15 protein-coding genes are annotated in these 17,650 nt (G+C 71.1%); 7 read left to right on the top strand and 8 right to left on the bottom strand.

Going from position 1 to position 17,650, the window contains the following annotated elements:
* Positions 1 to 31: 31 nt before the first annotated feature.
* On the bottom strand, positions 32 to 583 hold the full coding sequence (locus ACFVXE_RS23620; protein ID WP_389673818.1) for a hypothetical protein: 552 nt from the start codon (positions 581 to 583) through the stop codon (positions 32 to 34).
* Positions 584 to 884: 301 nt separating this feature from the next.
* On the opposite strand from ACFVXE_RS23620, the gene ACFVXE_RS23615 reads away from it, so the two are divergent.
* From ACFVXE_RS23615 to ACFVXE_RS23605, 3 genes are all read left to right on the top strand, one after another.
* Positions 885 to 2,393 carry a glutamate synthase subunit beta gene (locus ACFVXE_RS23615; RefSeq protein WP_389673816.1) on the top strand — a complete coding sequence of 503 codons (1,509 nt, stop codon included), beginning with the start codon at positions 885 to 887 and terminating at the stop codon, positions 2,391 to 2,393.
* Between the two features lie 181 nt (positions 2,394 to 2,574).
* A complete protein-coding gene (locus tag ACFVXE_RS23610; protein WP_389673814.1) occupies positions 2,575 to 4,101 on the top strand; it encodes a carboxylesterase/lipase family protein in 1,527 nt (508 codons plus the stop codon).
* Between the two features lie 189 nt (positions 4,102 to 4,290).
* Complete coding sequence (locus ACFVXE_RS23605; protein WP_389673813.1) at positions 4,291 to 5,508, top strand: cation:proton antiporter; 1,218 nt, start codon at positions 4,291 to 4,293, stop codon at positions 5,506 to 5,508.
* A 220-nt stretch (positions 5,509 to 5,728) separates the two neighbouring features.
* Here ACFVXE_RS23605 and ACFVXE_RS23600 read toward each other — a convergent pair whose 3' ends face one another.
* Both ACFVXE_RS23600 and ACFVXE_RS23595 read right to left on the bottom strand, forming a co-directional pair.
* A complete protein-coding gene (locus ACFVXE_RS23600) occupies positions 5,729 to 6,082 on the bottom strand; it encodes an ArsR/SmtB family transcription factor (RefSeq protein WP_389673811.1) in 354 nt (117 codons plus the stop codon).
* Positions 6,079 to 6,525: an SRPBCC domain-containing protein gene (locus ACFVXE_RS23595; protein ID WP_389673809.1), complete on the bottom strand. Its 447-nt coding sequence runs from the start codon at positions 6,523 to 6,525 to the stop codon at positions 6,079 to 6,081. Before ACFVXE_RS23595 ends, ACFVXE_RS23600 begins: the two co-directional genes overlap by 4 nt.
* Before the next feature lie 237 nt (positions 6,526 to 6,762).
* Here ACFVXE_RS23595 and ACFVXE_RS23590 point away from each other — a divergent pair, with 237 nt between their 5' ends.
* Both ACFVXE_RS23590 and ACFVXE_RS23585 read left to right on the top strand, forming a co-directional pair.
* The gene (locus ACFVXE_RS23590; protein ID WP_389673807.1) at positions 6,763 to 8,421 is read left to right on the top strand and encodes an FAD-dependent oxidoreductase; all 1,659 of its coding nucleotides are present in this window, start codon (positions 6,763 to 6,765) and stop codon (positions 8,419 to 8,421) included.
* On the top strand, positions 8,418 to 9,851 hold the full coding sequence (locus ACFVXE_RS23585) for an ATP-binding protein (protein ID WP_389673805.1): 1,434 nt from the start codon (positions 8,418 to 8,420) through the stop codon (positions 9,849 to 9,851). Before ACFVXE_RS23590 ends, ACFVXE_RS23585 begins: the two co-directional genes overlap by 4 nt.
* A 76-nt stretch (positions 9,852 to 9,927) precedes the next feature.
* On the opposite strand, the gene ACFVXE_RS23580 is transcribed toward ACFVXE_RS23585, so the two are convergent.
* The 5 genes from ACFVXE_RS23580 to ACFVXE_RS23560 all read right to left on the bottom strand — a co-directional run bounded on the left by ACFVXE_RS23580 (position 9,928) and on the right by ACFVXE_RS23560 (position 15,054).
* Positions 9,928 to 10,467 (bottom strand): MarR family winged helix-turn-helix transcriptional regulator, encoded by a 540-nt coding sequence (locus ACFVXE_RS23580; protein WP_389673803.1) that lies wholly within the window; start codon positions 10,465 to 10,467, stop codon positions 9,928 to 9,930.
* Positions 10,468 to 10,567: 100 nt separating this feature from the next.
* Positions 10,568 to 11,203 (bottom strand): SRPBCC family protein, encoded by a 636-nt coding sequence (locus ACFVXE_RS23575; RefSeq protein WP_389673801.1) that lies wholly within the window; start codon positions 11,201 to 11,203, stop codon positions 10,568 to 10,570.
* A gap of 52 nt (positions 11,204 to 11,255) precedes the next feature.
* Positions 11,256 to 13,643, bottom strand: coding sequence for a xanthine dehydrogenase family protein molybdopterin-binding subunit (locus ACFVXE_RS23570; protein WP_389673800.1), 2,388 nt, complete (start codon positions 13,641 to 13,643; stop codon positions 11,256 to 11,258).
* A 5-nt stretch (positions 13,644 to 13,648) separates the two neighbouring features.
* Positions 13,649 to 14,185 (bottom strand): (2Fe-2S)-binding protein, encoded by a 537-nt coding sequence (locus tag ACFVXE_RS23565; RefSeq protein ID WP_389673798.1) that lies wholly within the window; start codon positions 14,183 to 14,185, stop codon positions 13,649 to 13,651.
* Complete coding sequence (locus ACFVXE_RS23560; protein ID WP_389673796.1) at positions 14,185 to 15,054, bottom strand: FAD binding domain-containing protein; 870 nt, start codon at positions 15,052 to 15,054, stop codon at positions 14,185 to 14,187. Before ACFVXE_RS23560 ends, ACFVXE_RS23565 begins: the two co-directional genes overlap by 1 nt.
* 142 nt (positions 15,055 to 15,196) lie before the next feature.
* Here ACFVXE_RS23560 and ACFVXE_RS23555 point away from each other — a divergent pair, with 142 nt between their 5' ends.
* A complete protein-coding gene (locus tag ACFVXE_RS23555) occupies positions 15,197 to 16,291 on the top strand; it encodes an XdhC family protein (RefSeq protein ID WP_389673794.1) in 1,095 nt (364 codons plus the stop codon).
* Between the two features lie 125 nt (positions 16,292 to 16,416).
* A partial coding sequence (locus ACFVXE_RS23550) for a TetR family transcriptional regulator (protein WP_389673792.1) occupies positions 16,417 to 17,650 on the top strand: 1,234 nt, incomplete at its 3' end.

Below are 17,650 nucleotides of genomic sequence, written 5' to 3'. Positions count from 1 at the left end.
CGTCGGCGGCCCCGGAGAGCGCCGGTTCGGCTCAGGCCGTGAGCTCCAGACGCATCGCGACCAGCTCGCGGGTGGCCGCCGGAAGATCACCCGGACCGGGATGGGTGAGGGCGTCCTCCCAGAACATGTACACCTGGCCCGAGCGCGACCAGGCCAGAAGATCGACGACCTGGGTGAACACCGACGGCGCGAACGTCGGGATCAGGTCATCGCCGTCGTCGAGTTCCGTACGCAGGTCGCGCCCCGCCCACAAGCGCAGCCAGGCGGCCGCGGCAAGAGCCGACTGGGATATCACGTGCAGCTCGGGGTCCTGGTCCTCCGAGTAGACCAGCCCGACCGTGGTCAGACTGTCGTGGATCGCATCGGCATCGACCGGCTCCCCGGCCGCCGCACGGCGGAATCCTCGCACCGCCTCCTGCGGGGACAGCATCGGCTCGTCGCCGACCTCGTCCGCCTCCCGCTCGACGCGTTCGAGCAGCGGGGCGATCAGGCCGAAGAGGTGGGCGAGTCGCTCATGCGGAGGCAGGTGCTCCGCGAACTCTTCGATGGACCGCAGGAGTTCTCGGTACGTGGAATCCGTCATGGGATCTTGGTAGCACGTGGCACTGACATCCGGCCCCGGCGCGAAGGGCTGCCGGGAGAGCGGAGGGGGGCCGGACCCGGGCCTCCCTGAGACCGGTGCGCCGGGAGCAGCGGACCGGGTCGGCACTTCCGGATCTCGTCGGCCGTGATCAATCCACCGTCGACGTGCCCGCCGCAACCCACGCTTCGTTTCTCGCCGCCGCGGGCGAAACCGACCGCTCGCAGGGTGATGAAGGCAGAACGAAGCAGGCGTAGGCTGGACAGAACGCCGATACACCGCACCTGAGCGATGGAGGCGGAGCGTGACCGACCCCCACGGCTTCCTCAAAGTCTCCCGTCAGCCCGTCCCGGCACGCCCCGTCGAGGAACGCCTGCGCGACTGGAACGAGGTCTACGCAGGGCAGGCGCGGCTTCCGCTCATTTCCCTGCAGGCGGGGCGCTGCATGGACTGCGGCATACCGTTCTGCCACAGCGGCTGCCCGCTCGGAAATCTCATCCCCGAGTGGAACGCCTACGCCGCGCGGGGCGACTGGCGGGCCGCCGCCGAGCGCCTGCACGCGACGAACAATTTCCCGGAGTTCACCGGTCGCCTCTGCCCGGCGCCCTGCGAGGACGCCTGCGTGCTGACCATCAACGCCGACCCGGTGACGATCAAGAACGTGGAGCAGGCGATCGCCGACCAGATCTGGGAGCGCGGGTACGCCGCACCGCAACCGCCCGAGCAGCTCAGCGGGAAGACCGTCGCCGTCGTAGGGTCGGGGCCCGCCGGACTGGCGGCAGCCCAACAGCTCACCCGCACCGGTCACACCGTCGCCGTCTACGAGCGTGCCGACCGCATCGGCGGACTGCTCCGCTACGGCATCCCCGCGTTCAAGATGGAGAAGCAGCACTTGAACCGCCGCATCGAGCAGATGCGGGCGGAGGGCACGAAGTTCCGCACGGGTGTGGACGTCGGCAGCGATTTCGACGCCGCCGACCTGCTCAGACGTCACGACGCGGTGGTCGTCGCCGTGGGAGCCGGCGGGCAACGGGAGCTCCCCGTCCCCGGTCGCGAGCTGGCCGGTATCCATCAGGCCATGGACTACCTGACGCTCGCCAACCGGGTCAGGGAGGGGGACTACATCTCTCCCCCGGTCAGCGCCGAGGGCAGGCACGTGGTGATCATCGGTGGCGGAGACACCGGCTCGGACTGTCTGGGCACGGCCCTGCGGCAGGGGGCGGCATCCGTGGTGCAACTGGACATCAATCCGGAACCGGGCGAGGCCCGGCGAGACACCGAGCCCTGGCCCGTCTACCCGAAGGTCTACCGGATCTCCCACGCCCACGAGGAGGGCCGGCAGCGGGTGGGGACGGATCCCAGGGTGTTCGGCTCCGCCACCCTCCGCTTCGAAGGCGACCGGACCGGACACGTGCGTGGGTTGTGTCTGACCGAGGTGGAACCCGGGACGAGAGCGCCGCGGCCGGGCACCGAGCGCCTCATCCCGGCGGATCTGATCCTGCTCGCCCTCGGCTTCTACGGTCCCGAACGAGGCACCGGCCTCAAGAAGCAGCTCCGGCTCACCCTGGACGAACGGGGGAACTACGCCCGGGACGCCGCCTTCACCGCCAGGATGACGGAGCACGCCGGAGAAGCCGGCCGCCCCGGCACGGACGGGGTCTTCATCGCAGGTGACGCCGGACGCGGCCAGTCCCTCGTGGTGTGGGCCATCGCGGAGGGACGGTCCGCCGCGGCTGCGACGGACCGCTACCTGAGTGGCTCCACCGTGCTGCCTGCTCCCGTTTCCCCGATGGACCGGCCGCTGACCGCGTGATCATCACCGGTGCGGGAGCGGCCCTCGCTGATCGGCACGGAGCGGCGGCCGGCCGAGCCGGTGATTGACATCTCGAGTGCGTCAATCGAGCGGGTTTCGGTATTGGTGCGGAGGCCGGCCCCGCTGGCAGGCTAGGAACTGTTCCGGCCCGGCGGCCTTCGGGAGGCCGGCGGGCGATGTGATGCTGCGCGGCGGAGGAGCCACTGTGGTCGTACGCAAGACGAACGACGGTCCGGTACGGGGTCGTCGGCCGGTCCCTGGTGTCCTGGCGTTCCTCGGTATCCCCTACGCCGCTCCGCCCTTCGGGCCCGACCGTTTCAGGGAACCGCGCCCGGTGCGGCCGTGGGAGGGGGTCCGCGCATGTCACGAGTTCGGCCCGATAGCCCCGCAGTCGGCGCAGCTGCCCGGGGCCCCGTCCTGGTCCCCGGGTGACGAGGACATCCTGACGCTCAACATCTGGGCGCCGTCGTCCGACAACGGCCCGCTGCCGGTCCTGGTGTGGATCCACGGCGGTGCGTACACGTTCGGATCATCCGCTCAGCCCGATTTCGACGGCACCGCACTGGCCGGCGCCGGCGTGATCGTGGTGACCTTCAACTACCGGCTCGGATTCGAAGGCTTCGGCCACCTCCCGGCCGGCGACGCGTCACCGTACCCGGACAATAGGGGCCTGCTCGACCAGATCGCCGCACTGCGGTGGGTGCGGGACAACATCGCCGCCTTCGGCGGCGATCCGGCCAACGTGACGGTGGCCGGGCAGTCCTCCGGTGCGGCCTCGGCCGCCTGTCTGATGGTGATGGACCGAGCCCGCGGGCTGTTCCGGCGGGTCATCGCCCATAGCGTCGTCGGCCCTTGCCATTCGACCGAACTCGCCGCCGAGACAACCCGGAAGGTGGCCGCGGCGGCCGGCGTCCCTGTCACCGCGGCGGACCTGGTGTCGACGGCCCCGCACACCCTCGTCGCCGCCTCCGACCACGTTGTCGACCACTACCGGCGGCACCCCGCGTCCGGGAGCCGCCACTACGACCCGGTGATCTACGGCCCGGTCGTCGACGGCGACACCCTGCCCTGCGACCCGCTGTCCACAACAGCCCTCGGGGCGGCCCGCGAGGTGGACCTCCTCGTCTGCCACACGACGCACGAGTACTGGCTCCTGGACGCCGTCGGCAGCAGCGCAAGGGTCACCACCGACGCACAACTGGCGATATTCGCAAGAGACTTCGGCCTCCCCGACACCTTGGTTCCGGGCTACCGCGCGCTGATGCCGCACGCTCCCGTGCTCGACATCTACCTTGCGATCCTCGGCGACATGGCGTTCACCGAGTACAGCAATCGCCTTGCCGAACAGCATGCCCTCGCCGGCGGCCGGTCCTTCCTCTCCCGGTTCGCCCGTCGGCGCGGCGGCCCGCAGGAAGCGGTGCACGCCTGGCACTGTGCGGACATCCCTTTCGCCTTCGGCAATCTCACCGCCACGGGCGCCGAATTCCTCATCGGCGGGCCACCGAACACCGCGGACCACCAGCTCTCCCGTCGCATGGTCGACGCATGGGTCCGCTTCGCCACCGACGGCAATCCTGGCTGGCCCCCGCTCGACGGCTCCGCCAACACCCTCCGGACCTGGGTCACATCGGACAGCACCGCCCCGCCATCGGCCGGCGCGGTCCGTGACCTGTGGCGCCGAGCCGGCTTCCCGCTCCAGCGCCCCTGAGCCGGAACCCTCCGATTTCCACGGACGGCTCCGTGATCCCGCACTCCGGCACCACACAGGTGACAACGGAGTGGCCGGGCGGTCGCGCGCGGGAGCGGCCCTTGCCGCGCGCCTCTCCCGGATGAATACCCCCGCAAATCTAAACTCGGCACGAGTTCGAGGTACGGTCACAGCCGGAAGCAGGGGGCCATGCTCGCCGTCGCGGTCATCGCGGGAATTCTGTTCGTCTGGACGCTTCTCGCGCACCGGCTGGCTCGCTGGAGCATTACCGCACCCATTGCCATGATGGCAGCGGGTATCGCACTGACCGGCGGTTCGAATCCCCCACTGCGTTTCGACCTCGATACGGCCACCTTCGAGCACACGGTGGAAGTGATTCTGGCTCTCCTCCTCTTCGTCGATGCCATCGAGGTCCCGGGCGGAATCCTCGGGAGGGACAAGGGCCTTGTGGTGCGTCTGATCGGAGGGGCACTGCCACTCACTCTGTGCGCCGCCTTCCTGACCGCTCTCGCCTTCTTCCCCGACCAGCCGGGTTGGATCCTGGCGGTCCTGGCGACCGTCGTCGTCCCCCTGGACCTGGCTCCCACCTCGGCCGTCATCAGGGACAGCAGAATTCCCGCGCGGCTCCGCGAGGTGCTCAACGTCGAAGGGGGACTCAACGACGGAATCGTCTCGCCCGTCTTCGTGCTGTGCACCGCCGCCAGTGTCGAATCACACGGTGCGGGCGCCCACTTCGCGGAGGCGCTGCTCGAAGCGGTCGCCGGCGCCGCGTGGGCGATCGCCACGGGGCTGGTCATCGGGTACGCGGGAGGATGGCTGCTGCGCCTCTCCTGGTCACGCGGGTGGACCCAGAAGTCCGCGATGAGGCTCGGCGTGCTCACCGTACCGGTGGCCGCCTACGCCCTGTCCGGCGCGCTCGGCGGCAACGGGTTCGTCGCCTCCTTCGTCGCGGGTGTCTGCTTCGCCCCCACGGCACGGCGGCTTCCCGCGAGCGCGGTGGAAATGACCGACGATCTGGTCACGCTGATGACCATTGCGCTCTGGTTCCTCTTCGGACAGATCGTCAACGACGAATTCTGGGACGGGTTCAATTTCACGGTGATCCTCTACGCTCTGGTCGCCGTCACTCTCGTCCGCATGATTCCTGTCCTGCTGGCGCTCTCGGGCACAGGGATGAATCTGATGGACAAACTGTTTCTGGGATGGATGGGCCCGCGGGGTGTGACATCCATCGTCTTCGGATCCCTTGCCGTCATCGATCTTCCGACTCGGAACGGTGACTTCATCTCCCAGGTGATGACCATGACGGTCATGCTCAGCATCGTGCTGCACGGGCTGAGCGCCGAACCGATCGGCCGCCTCTACGGTCGCGCCGACCGCGTTGTTCCAGCGGTCGGCCTGCGGTGATCACCTCGGCGCTCCGCCCGCGATCGCGGGCGGTGACACGTCACTTGCACCTGCCGCGCCGCAGCAGGAACGCGGCTTGTGCGGCAACAGACCGAACCGGGCCGTGCAGGCCCGTACTTGTCGAGCCTCCGGGCCGCGTACGGACGGTGCCGCACCGCGGGCCAGGTCCTCCCGCGCACGCCGTGGCGGCCCGGACCGCGATGGCAGCCTGACCGGTTCGCTACCGCGGATCCCGCTCCGCCGCCTCGGCGACTCGTTTGATGTTCGCCAGCCGCCGGTCCCAGTCGGCCGCGAGCGCGGCCATCCACCGCGCGGTCGCGTCCAGCGCCGCGGGCCGCACCGCGTACCGCACCTCGCGCCCGACCCTGCTGCCGGACACCAGCCCGGCGGCGTCCAGGACGGCGAGGTGCTTGACCACCGCCTGCCGCGAGACGGGGAGCTGCCCGGCAAGCGTCGTCGCGGTGACCTCGCCCTGCGCGGCGAGCAGATCGAGAAGTCGGCGCCTCGTCGGGTCGGCCAGCGCGGCGAGGACGCTGTCGACCGGCCCTTCGGCGTCGCGGCGTCCGTCCGTCACACGGATGGCCGTTCGGCGCGCGTCCTGAACGCGTCCAGCACCTGGGGCCAGCCGCCCGTGTTGTCCTTCAGTGCCCGGCTGCGCAGCTCCTCGGACCCGGCCAGCGACTCGAACCCGCTCTCGACGACACGGAGCAGCGTCTTGTCGCCTTCCCGGGTCAGGGTGAACTCGACCAGGGTGCTGTTGTCCTCGCGCAGCTCCTCCCCGGGGAATGCGCTGGCCCAGCGGTACGACACGTAATGCGGCGGCTCGACCTTCTCCACACGTACCGGGAACTCGCCGTACTCGGGGTTCTTCACCACCGTCGAGTCGCCCTCCCTGGCCACGGTGCCGGTCAGGCTCGTCTCGTCGGCCACCCAGAATCCGGGCTCGGCCACCAGTGGCCAGACCCGCTCCAGGGGTGCCGCGATCAGGGTTTCGCGTTCGATCCGTTGCGCGTTCATGAGGGGAACTCCTTCACTGCCGTCATTGGATGCAACCCCAGGGTTGCACGTTGCGAGGGCACGCGCAACCTTGGGGTTGCACTCCGAACGGGTGGGCCGGCCCTGGACCCGCACCACCCTCACCCCGGCGCCGGACCGGCGACAGGGAGCAGCCCACAGGACGACGTCCGGCGATATCGAAGATTCGTTCGGATCTTCATCCGCCATTTCCCGGCCCTTGCGGGAATGATGGGAGCCATGGCGAACCCGACGATCCTGACCGTCGACGACGACCCCGCGGTCTCGCGGGCGGTCGCGCGTGACATCCGGCGGCAGTACGGCAACCGCTACCGCATCGTGCGGTCGCTCTCGGGCAGTGATGCCCTCGAAGCGCTGCGCGAGATCAAACTGCGCGGCGATCAGCTCGCCCTCATGCTCGCCGACTACCGCATGCCCCACATGAACGGCATCGAGTTCCTCGAGGCCGCCATGGACCTCTTCCCGCTCGCCCGCCGGGTGCTGCTGACCGCGTACTCGGACACGGAAGCGGCGATCGACGCGATCAACGTGGTGGATCTCGACCACTACCTCCTCAAGCCCTGGAGCCCGCCGGAGGAGCACCTCTACCCGGTGATCGACACGCTGCTGGACGTATGGCACGCCACCCCGGACCCGGGCGAGACGGAGGCCCGCGTGGTCGGGCACCGCTGGTCCGCGCCGTCCTTCGCGGTCCGTGACTTCCTCACCCGCAACCTCGTGCCCTACCGGTGGCTGCTGGCCGACGAGCCGGAGGGCGAGCGTCTGCTGACTGCCGCGGGGCTGACCGCGGCCGATGTACCCCTGGTCGTCACGACGGACGGAAAGCCGCTCGTCCGCCCCACCGAGCGTGAGCTCGCCGCGCAGGTGGGACTCAGTACGGTGCCGGCCTCGGACTTCTACGACCTGGTGGTGGTCGGCGGCGGGCCGGCCGGCCTGGGAGCCGCCGTCTACGGCGCGTCGGAGGGGCTGCGCACGGTCCTGGTGGAGCAGCAGGCGACCGGCGGACAGGCCGGACAGAGCAGCCGCATCGAGAACTACCTCGGTTTTCCGGACGGCGTCTCCGGCTCCCAGCTGACCGACCGGGCCCGCCGCCAGGCACTGAAGTTCGGGGCGGAGATCCTCAGCGCGCAGCGGGCTGTCGCACTGGAGGCGGCAGGAACGGGGCGGGTGCTGCACCTGGGGCCGGAGGGCTCCATCGCCGCGCACACCGTGGTCCTGGCGACCGGGGTGTCCTACCGGCTGCTGGCCGCCACCGGGCTGGAGGAGTTCACCGGCGCGGGCGTCTTCTACGGATCCGCCGTCACCGAGGCACCCAGCTGCTCCGGCGAGGAGGTGTACATCGTCGGGGGCGCCAACTCCGCGGGACAGGCGGCGGTGTATTTCTCGCGCTACGCGCGAAGGGTGCACGTCCTCATCCGGCAGGGCGATCTGACCCGTTCGATGTCCAGCTATCTGATCGACCAGATCACGGACATAGACAACATCGAGATCCACCCCTGGACCGAAGTGATAGCGGGTGAGGGCGACGGCCATCTGGAACAGCTGACCATCCGTCAGAACCGGTCGGGTGCCCTCCGTACCGTCGCCGCGTCGTGGCTCTTCGTCTTCATCGGGGCGGAGCCGCGTACCCAGTGGCTCGAAGGAGTGGTCACCCGCGACGAGCGCGGCTTCGTCGTGACCGGGCCGGACCTGGTGGCCAAGGGAAAGCGTCCGGCAGGCTGGCGACTGCCCAGGGATCCCTACCATCTGGAGTCGAGCGTGCCCGGCGTCTTCGCTGCCGGCGACGTGCGTTCGACCTCGGTAAAACGTGTCGCGTCGGCCGTCGGCGAGGGAGCCATGGCCGTCTCCTTGGTGCACCGCTATCTGGAGGCCCAGTGAGCACGTCAGCACATCTGTCGCCGGAGCAGTTGCGGACCCTGTTCCTGTTCGAGGAGCTCAGCGACGGGCAACTCGACTGGCTGGCCGAACGCGGACGTACGGAGCGACGTCCCGCCGGAGGCGTGGTGTACGGCGAGGGCGAGCCGGCCACCTGCTTCTTCGTGCTGCTGAGCGGAGCGATCGCGCTCAGCCGTGTGCTGCACGGCGACGATGTGGAGGTCAACCGCACCGATCAGCGCGGGGTGTACAGCGGAGCGACTCGCGCGTACCTCGGCGACCGGGTCGAGCAGCGGTATCCCCACACTCTGCGGGCCGTCACCGATGCCGAGTTCTTCGTGCTGCCTGCCAATGAGTTCGCCCACGCGGTGCAGACGTGGTTCCCCATGGCGCTGCACCTGCTGGAGGGTCTGTTCTTCGGAACGCGTGCGGCCAATGCCATCATCAGTGAGCGCGAACGGCTGATGGCCCTGGCGTCGTTGTCGGCGGGCCTCACCCACGAACTGAACAATCCTGCGGCGGCCGCTGTGCGCGCCACCGCTGCTCTGCGGGAGCGGGTGGCGGGCATGCGTCACAAGCTCGCCATGATCGCTGACGGCCGGCTCGACGGTACCGAACTGCACCGGCTCGTGGAGCTGCAGGACGATGCCGTTCAGCGGGCCGCCACGGCCTCCGCCCTCCCCGCGCTGGCCGCTGCGGACGCCGAGGATGCCGTCGGCGACTGGCTCGACGAGCACGGGGTGGCGGAGGGCTGGGATCTGGCGCCGACTCTGGCCGCGGCGGGCATCGGAGTGCCGTGGCTGACCACGGCCGCCGGCACCGTCGGCGAGGACAATCTGGGCCCCACCGTGCGCTGGCTGGTCTACACCGTCGACGCGGAACTCCTCATGGGCGAGATCGACGATGCCGTGACCCGGATCTCCCGCCTGGTGGGCGCCGCCCAGCAGTACGCGCAACTGGACCGGGCGCCGCAGCAGACGGTGGACGTGCACACGCTCATCGACGCCACACTGACGATGCTGCAGGCGAAGATCCCGTCCGGTGTCGCGGTGGTCAAGGAGTACGACCGTGAGCTGCCGCCGATCCCGGCGTTCGGAGCCGAACTCAACCAGGTGTGGACCAACTTGATCGTGAACGCCGTCGACGCGATGCCCGCCGGGGGCACCCTGACGATCCGGACGTGGCGGGAGGACGCGCTCCTGGTCGTCGAGTTCACCGACACCGGCACCGGGATTCCGGCCGACATCAGGCCCCGGATCTTCGAACCGTTCTTCACCACGAAGCCGGTGGGCGAGGGCACCGGCCTGGGACTGGACATCTCGTACCGCATCGTCGTCAACAAGCATCACGGAGACATCCGGGTGTCCTCGCAGCCGGGTGAGACCCGCTTCAGGGTGTGTCTGCCGGCCGGTGCGCAGGACGAGATCTCCTGACGGCTCCCTATGCGCAGCCGCCCGGCCGCGGCGGGAGGCAGCGGTCCGGGCCGCCCCGCCCGAAGCGCCGGGACCTTCACCCGGTGGCGCCGGACGGCTCCTCGTCGGAATCGAGGATCGAGTCCTCCAGCTTGCGCAGCAGCCGGGCCAGTTGGCGGCACTGGGACGGCGACATCCCGCCGAGCATCCGCCGTTCGTTGTCGAGATGCTCCTCGAACACGGTGTCGACCGTGGCGAGACCCTTGTCGGTGAGGCGCGAGTAGACGACCCTGCGGTCCTCGGCGTCCCGTTCACGGACGATCAGACCGTCCTTCTCCAGCCGGTCGATCCGCAGGGTCACCCCCGCCGACGACACCAGCCCGGAGTCGGCCAGTTGTCCGGCGGTCAGCCGGTACGGCTCGCCCGACCGGCGCAGCGCGGTCAGCACGTCGAAGCCCGCCACGGACAGACCGTGCCGCTCGATCGATGCGGTGAGCCGGGTGCTGTAGCGCAGGAAGGAACGGTGGAGACGGGCGAGGACCTCCAGCGGGCTCGTGTCCAGTTCCGGCCGTTCGCGCGCCCAGTCCGCGATCACATTCGCGACGGCGTCCCGGTCCCCCGGCCTCGATGCAGCCATGGTCCATCCCCTCGTCCGGCTCCCGCAAGCTCTCACGGTACTGAGAATCTTACCGCTGAGGCGATGAGCCGGATCGGGGGCGGGGGCGGCACGCACCGGATCACCTGCGAGAACGCCGCCTCAGCAGCTGAACCATCACGGCGACGACGAGCACGGCCGCTGCCGGCCCGGCCGCCTTCCTGAGCAGCACGGGCAGCGCCGCCGCTCCGAGGTCCACCGCTTCCGGCTCCGGCGGGAGCAGCCCGTCGGTGGTTCCCGTCGCACCTGACGTGGCCGCCACGGGCCCGGTCCGACCGGCGTCCCGCAGCAATTCTTCGAGACGGGTGGCGAACTGCTGGACGATGCGGTCGCCGACCTCCGTCATGATGCCGCGGCCGAACTGCGCCGGACGGCCGGTGATGTCCAGGTCCGTGCGGACGCGCACCCGGGTGCCGGCCGGGTCGGCGGTCAGCGTCGCGGTGACTGTGGCGGACGCGGTGCCGGAGCCGCGGGTCTCGCTTCCGCTGAGGTCGAGGAACATCGAACGGGCGGACTCGTCGCGGGTGACGGTGCCCTCCCCTCCGTAACTCATCTGCACCGCACCGACCTTGACCTTGACGCGCCCGGTGAAGGTGTCGCCGTCCAGGGTGTCCAGCACGGCGCCGGGCATGCAGGGCGCGACCCGGCCGAGGTCGAGGAAGAGCTTCCAGGCGTCGTCGGGATCCGCCGGAACGGTGAAGGAGTGGTCGAGCTGCACGGTGGTCCAATCGTCGGAGCGGCCGGGGCCGGAAAGGGGGTGCGGGGCGGAATCAGGTGCGGGAGGCCGTACGGATCAGTTCGCGTACCCGGCTCGGCGAGAGGGGTCCGCGGCGTACGACCACGCCGAAGGAGCGCAGCGCGTCCTCCACGGCGCCGGCCAGTACCGCCTGCGGGGCGATGGCGCCGCCTTCGCCGAGCCCCTTCACGCCGAGGTCGTTCATGGGGCTGGGGGTGAAGAGTTCGTCCATGTCGAGGTCGGGTATCTCCGAGGACGTGGGCACCAGATAGTCCATGTAGGTGCCGGTCCGGGGCTGACCGTCGGGGCCGTAGACCATCTCCTCGTAGAGCGCTCCGCCGATCCCCTGCGCGATACCGCCGGTGACCTGGCCTTCCGCGATCATCGGGTTGACGATGTTGCCCGCGTCGTGGACGACGACGTAGTGCAGGATCGCGACCCCGCCGGTCCGCTCGTCGACCTCGACGACGGCCGCATGCGCTCCGCTCGCGACCGCGAACCCCGGCGGGCGGAAGTGCACGGTCTCGCTGATCTCGGTGCCGTGCCGGCCGTCGGTGGGCTCGGGGACACCGGGCAGCGGGGCCCGTCCGGCCAGCTCGGCCAGCGTGATGGACGGGCCGCCCGGTTCCTCGGCCGCCACGACACCGTCGCTGAGAACGAGACGGTCCGCCGCGACGCCGAGACGGCGGGCCGCGGCGTCGACGATCTTCTCCCGGACCAGACGGCCGGCCCGGTGGGTGGCGTTGCCCGCGTTGACCAGGGCGCGGCTCGCAATGGTGCCCACGCCGAACGGGGTGGCCTCGGTGTCGCCGCCGATCACGTCGATGACATCCATCGGCACCCCGATGGCGTCGGCGGCGATCTGTGCCATGGACGTGCGGTGCCCCTGCCCCTGGGAGGGGGCGCCGATGGCCAGCCGCACCCGGCCGCCGGGTGTGATGTCGATCCGCGCGGTCTCGAACGGCCCGAGACCGGTCGCCTCGATGTACATGGCGAACCCGATGCCGACGTGCCTGCCGTCGCGGGCGCCCTCGCGCTGCCGGGCGCGTACCCCTTCGACGTCCGCCTTGGCGACGGCGCGGCGCAGGAGTTCGGGGAAGTCCCCGGAGTCGTAGGACTGCGGGCTGCCCGAGCGGTCCACCAGTCCGGTCGCGTAGGGCATCTCGTCGGGCCGGACGAGATTGCGGGCCCTCAGTTCCTCCGGTTCGATGCCCAGTTCCACGGCCAGCCGGTCCATCGCCCGCTCCATCGCGAACACCGTCTCCGGGCGGCCGGCTCCGCGGTAGGGCGTGGCGAAGGTGGTGTTGGTGAGTACACCGAGGACGTCGATGTGCACGTTCGGAACGCGGTAGGGGCCGAGCAGGTGGCAGAGCGAGTTGTACGGCACGACGAGGCCGGTCATGTTGTAGGCGCCGAAGTTGACGGTGATCCGGTCGCGTACGGCGACGATCCGCCCTTCGTCGTCCGCGGCGAGCTCTATGCAGTGGATCTGCTCCCGGGCGTGCGAGGAGGCGGTGAGATTCTCGTTGCGGTCCTCGCGCCACACCACGGGGCGGCCGAGGCGGCGAGCGGCGTGCGGGACGAGGAGCTCCTCCACGTAGAGAATGCCCTTCTGCCCGAAGCCGCCGCCGACATCGGCCGCGATGACGTGGACCGTCGCGGGCTCCCGACCGAGGGTGTGGGCGATGGCGTCCCTCAGCCGGTGCGGGGTCTGGGTGCCCGACCAGACGGTCAGCCGGCCGCTGTACGGCTCGACCTGCGCCGCGATCGCACGGGTCTCGATCGGTGAGGCGACGTACCGGTGCGCCTCGAACCGCTCGCTCACCACGGCGTGCGCGCCGGCGAAGGCCGCGTCCGGGTCGCCGACGCGGGTGGCGACGGCGACCGCGGTGTTGTCCGGCAGCTCCTCGTGGAGCAGGGGTGCGGCCTCGTTCAGGGCGAGTTCGGGGTCGACGAGTACGGACAGCGGGGCGTAGCGCACCCCGATGAGCTCCAGGGCGTCCTCGGCCAGGTAGCGGTTCTCCGCGAAGACCACGGCGACCGGCTGGCCGACGTACAGGACCTTGTCGCAGGCGAGCAGTGGCATGGGGGTCATCCGTACCACCGGGTCCAGGAGCTCGGCGAGCCCCGGAGGCGTGCGCAGTTCCTCCTTGTTGAGCATCGCGGGCAGGTCCGCTACGTCCTCGCCGGTCCACACGGCGACGACGCCCGGCGCGGCCAGGGCCGCGGACACGTCGACGGATTCGATCCGGGCATGGGCGTGCGGGCTGCGCAGAAAGGCGGCCTCGACCGAGCCGGGCAGGTCGATGTCGTCGACGTAGCGCCCGTTGCCGCGCAGCAGCCGGTCGTCCTCGACACGTGGCACGGAACGGCCGATCCAGTTGCCGTCACCCTGCCGGGACCGTTCGGAATCGTGGGACATACGGGTCACTCCCCGAAGCGCTCGTCGAGTGCCTGGCACACGGCACGGCGGATGTTGCGGTAGCCGGTGCACCGGCACAGGTGCCCGCTGAGCGCGTCGGCTACCTGTTCCTCGTCCGGGCGGCAGGACTGCTCGGTCAGGGCGGTCGCCGTCATCACGAACCCCGGCGTGCAGAAGCCGCACTGCATGCCATGGCATTCGTGGAAGGCCCGCTGCACGGTGGTGAGGGGAGCATCGCCGGGGGCGAGGCTCTCGACGGTGCGGATCCGGGCACCTCGGCACTGCACCGCCAGGGTCAGGCAGGCGCGTACCGGCTCGTCGTCGACGAGAACGGTGCAGGCCCCGCAGACTCCGTGCTCGCAGCCGACGTGGGTGCCGGTGAGGCCGAGCCGGTCGCGCAGGAAGTCGCTGAGCAGCAGCCGGGACTCGACCTGGGCGGTGAGCTGCTGTCCGTTGACGGTGAGGCTGATCCGGTGCCAGGCGGAGGGCTCGGCGAGCGGCGGCGTGCGGGCGGCGAGCGGGGTGGGGACGGAAGGGTTCATCAGCAGCGCTCCCAAGCGGTGGTGCAGGCGCGGACGAGGAGATGGGCGGCGCCCTCGCGCCGGTATTCGGCGGTGGCGTGGACGTCGTCCGATGGGGTGAGGCCGGCCAGCGCGGCGCGGGCGGCGGCGGCGCGGGGCTCCTCGCCGGCGTCGCTGCCGACGAGTGCCTCCTCCGCACCGGGCAGCCGCACGGGAACCGGGCCCGCGCCGCTGAAGACCACCCGGGCGGAGCGGACGGCGCCCGCCGCCGCGTCCCGTTCCAGTACGACGGCCACGCCGACGGTGGCGAAGTCGCCGTGCCTGCGGGTCAGTTCCTCGAAGGCCCAGCCATGGTCCGCCGGAAGCGGCGGAAACACGACCTCGGTGAGGAGCTCGTCCGCTTCGACGGCGGTGGCGAAGGTGGCGACGAAGAAGTCCTCGGCGGCGACCGTGCGGGTGCCGCGAGGCCCGGTGATCACGAACCGGGCGTCCAGCGCCAGTGCCGCGGTGGGCAGCTCGGCGGCCGGGTCGTGATGGGCGAGGCTGCCGCAGACGGTGCCGCGGTTGCGGATCTGCGGATGTCCGATGTGCTCGATCGCCGCGGCCAGCAGCGGCCATCCGCCCCGTACCTCGGTGTCGGCCGCGGCGCGGGCCTGCCGGACGGCCGCTCCGACACGGAGGCTGCCCGACTCGTCCACCCGCAGCCGGCCGAGCTCGGGGATGCGGGAGATGTCCACGAGCACCTCCGGCCTGGCGAGACGCATGTTCAGCATGGGGATCAGGGACTGGCCCCCCGCAACGACCTTGGCCTCCCGCTCCTCATCGGCGAGCAGGGCGACCGCCTCGCCGACGGTGCTGGGGACGGTGTAGTCGAAGGATGTGGGTTTCAACCTGCTGCCACCGGGCCTCTCGGGTTGTCGTCGCGCCGTGGCAATCGTCACGCGCAGATCTATCTAGCACCTGAAATGATTTACACTAAAGTTTCTCCTTGGCAAGAGGCTGCCCGAGATTTCATGGCCCGAGGAGAGCGATATGCGACACGTCATCGAGCAGGCAGCCACCTGGCAGCGCTCCGGAACCCGCTTCGCCATGGCGACCGTGGTGCGGACCTGGGGCTCGGCGCCGCACGAACCCGGCGCCTCGATGCTGGTGGCCGAGGACGGCCGTGTCGTCGGCAGCGTCTCCGGCGGCTGCGTCGAGGCCGCGGCCTGCGCGGTCGCGGAGGAGGTGCTCGCGGGCGCCGCACCGACCGTGGAACGCTGGGGGGTCGGCGACGAGGACGCCTTCGCGGTGGGCCTGACCTGCGGCGGCACGATCGAGGTACTGATCCGTGAGGTGGGCCCCGAGGTACCGCTCAGCCGGCTCGCCGCCGATCTCGCGGCCGGAGTCCCGGCGGCCCTGGTCACGCGGGTCGACAGCGGAGACGCGCTGGCCGTGGGCGGCGGCGCGGTGACCGGCTCGCTCGGGGATCCGGGCACGGACCGAGCGGCGGCCCTGGCCGCCGAAGGCATGCTGGGACGGGCCATGAGCGGGCTCGTGACCTGCGGAAACGACGGTTCCGCCGAGGTCGCCTGCGGGCCGGGGCGCCGGCTTCTGGTGCAGTCCTTCGCCCCCCGGCCACTGCTGCTGGTCTTCGGCGCGGCCGAGTTCGCCCGCCCTCTGGCGGCCATCGGCGCCACACTCGGACACCGGGTGACGGTCTGTGACGCCCGGCCCGCCTTCGCGGCGGCCGAGCGCTTCCCGGGCGCCGACGAGGTCGTCACCGACCGGCCCGACCGCTGGTTCCGTACTCACGAGGAGCGGGTCGACGCGGCTACCGCGGTATGCGTGCTGACGCATGACAACCGGTTCGACGTACCCGTGCTCGGGCTCGCCCTGCGCAGCCGGGCCGGTTACGTGGGGGCCATGGGCAGTCGCCGCACCCACGAGGACCGGCTCGCGCGACTGCGTGCGGCCGGGGCGACCGAGGCGGAACTGGCGCGGCTGCGCTCGCCGGTCGGGCTCGATCTCGGCGGGCGGGGTCCCGAGGAGACCGCCGTGTCGATCATGGCCGAGATCATCGCGGTACGGCGCGGCGGCAGCGGGCTGCCGCTCACTCTCCGAAGCGGTCCCGTTCACGTGATGTGACCATTTTTGAACGACTGTTTTTATGAACACTCGTTTAATGTAAGGACGTGGAAGCAGAGAACACATCCCGCCGCGGACCTGCCGGAACGCCCACGCCAGGGGCCGGACAGGAATCCGGCCGACCGGTGTCCGCGCCGCGCCGCCCCGGCTCCCATGACCCTGAGGGCAACCGCAGGGCGGTCCTCGACGCCGCCCGCCGGCTGTTCGGCGCGCACGGCTACAAAGGGGTCGGCGTCCGCGCCATCGCGGCCGAGGCCGGAGTGGCACCGGGCCTGGTGATGGCGTACTTCGGCACCAAGGACGGCCTGTTCCGCGAGGCGGTCGGCGGCGGGACGGGGGTCACCGCCGAGGTGCTCGCGGCCGACAGCACCGGCGATCTCCCCGCCGGCCTGGCCCGCGCCTACCTGGACCGGTGGGACCGGTTGCCGGCCCATGATCCCTGGCCGGCGCTGATCCGCTCGGCCGTCAGTCATCCACCGAGCGCCGAGCTGCTCCGTACGATCCTGGAGAAGCAGGTCGGCGAGCCTCTTGCTCGCCTGCTCGGCGACTCGGCGGAGGCGGATGTGCGCGCCGCCGTGATCCGCAGCGTCCTCTTCGGCGTGATCATGGAACGCTATGTCTTCGCACACGAACCGGCGGCGTCCGTTCCGACCGGCGAGCTCGCCCCCGCGCTCGCCGATGTGCTCACCACCGCTTTCGGCGACGCTCTCGGCGACGCGCCTGCCCGGCCGCCGGGCCCGGTGGCCGCGGGCCAGGACGCCTCCGACCGTGCGTACGGGGAAGGCCCGGCCCAGGCCGGCGCGCGGGTGCCGCGACTCGCCGCACCCGAGGCGGAGCCCGTACACCGGGAAGCGCGGCACCCGGCGCCCCCGAAGCCCGGCGCGGACGACTCCCCCGCTTCGCTGTTCGCCAGGCTGAGCGACTGCGCCGTGCGCCATCAGGCACTCGTCAGCAGGACCGTCCGCGAGTACGGCATCAGCCTGCCCGCATACGACGTCCTCGCCGCACTCCGCGACGCGGGTGAGCCCTATCGGCGGACGATGGGCGAGGTGGCGGCGGCCGGCCCGGTCCGCGCGGGTGGTCTGACCCAGCACGCGGACCGGCTGGAGGCCGCGGGCCTGATCCGGCGGGAGCGCGACGCCGACGACCGCCGGATCGTCCGGCTGTGTCTCACCCCCGAGGGCGTCGAGCTGGCCGACCGGGTCCACGCCGTACGGTCCGCGCAGGAGCGGGAGCTGCTCGCCGGACTGGGCCCGGCGGACCGGCGCCGGCTGTCCGGGCTGCTCGGCACCCTCGGACAGACGCTCGGGGCCGGTGTCCCGGAGCAGGTCAGGAGCTGCGGGACACCCGCGGCCGGCC

Source organism: Streptomyces sp. NPDC058231 (assembly GCF_042882275.1).
Classification (GTDB): Bacteria; Actinomycetota; Actinomycetes; order Streptomycetales; family Streptomycetaceae; genus Streptomyces.
This window is presented reverse-complemented; position numbering and strand designations above follow the sequence as displayed.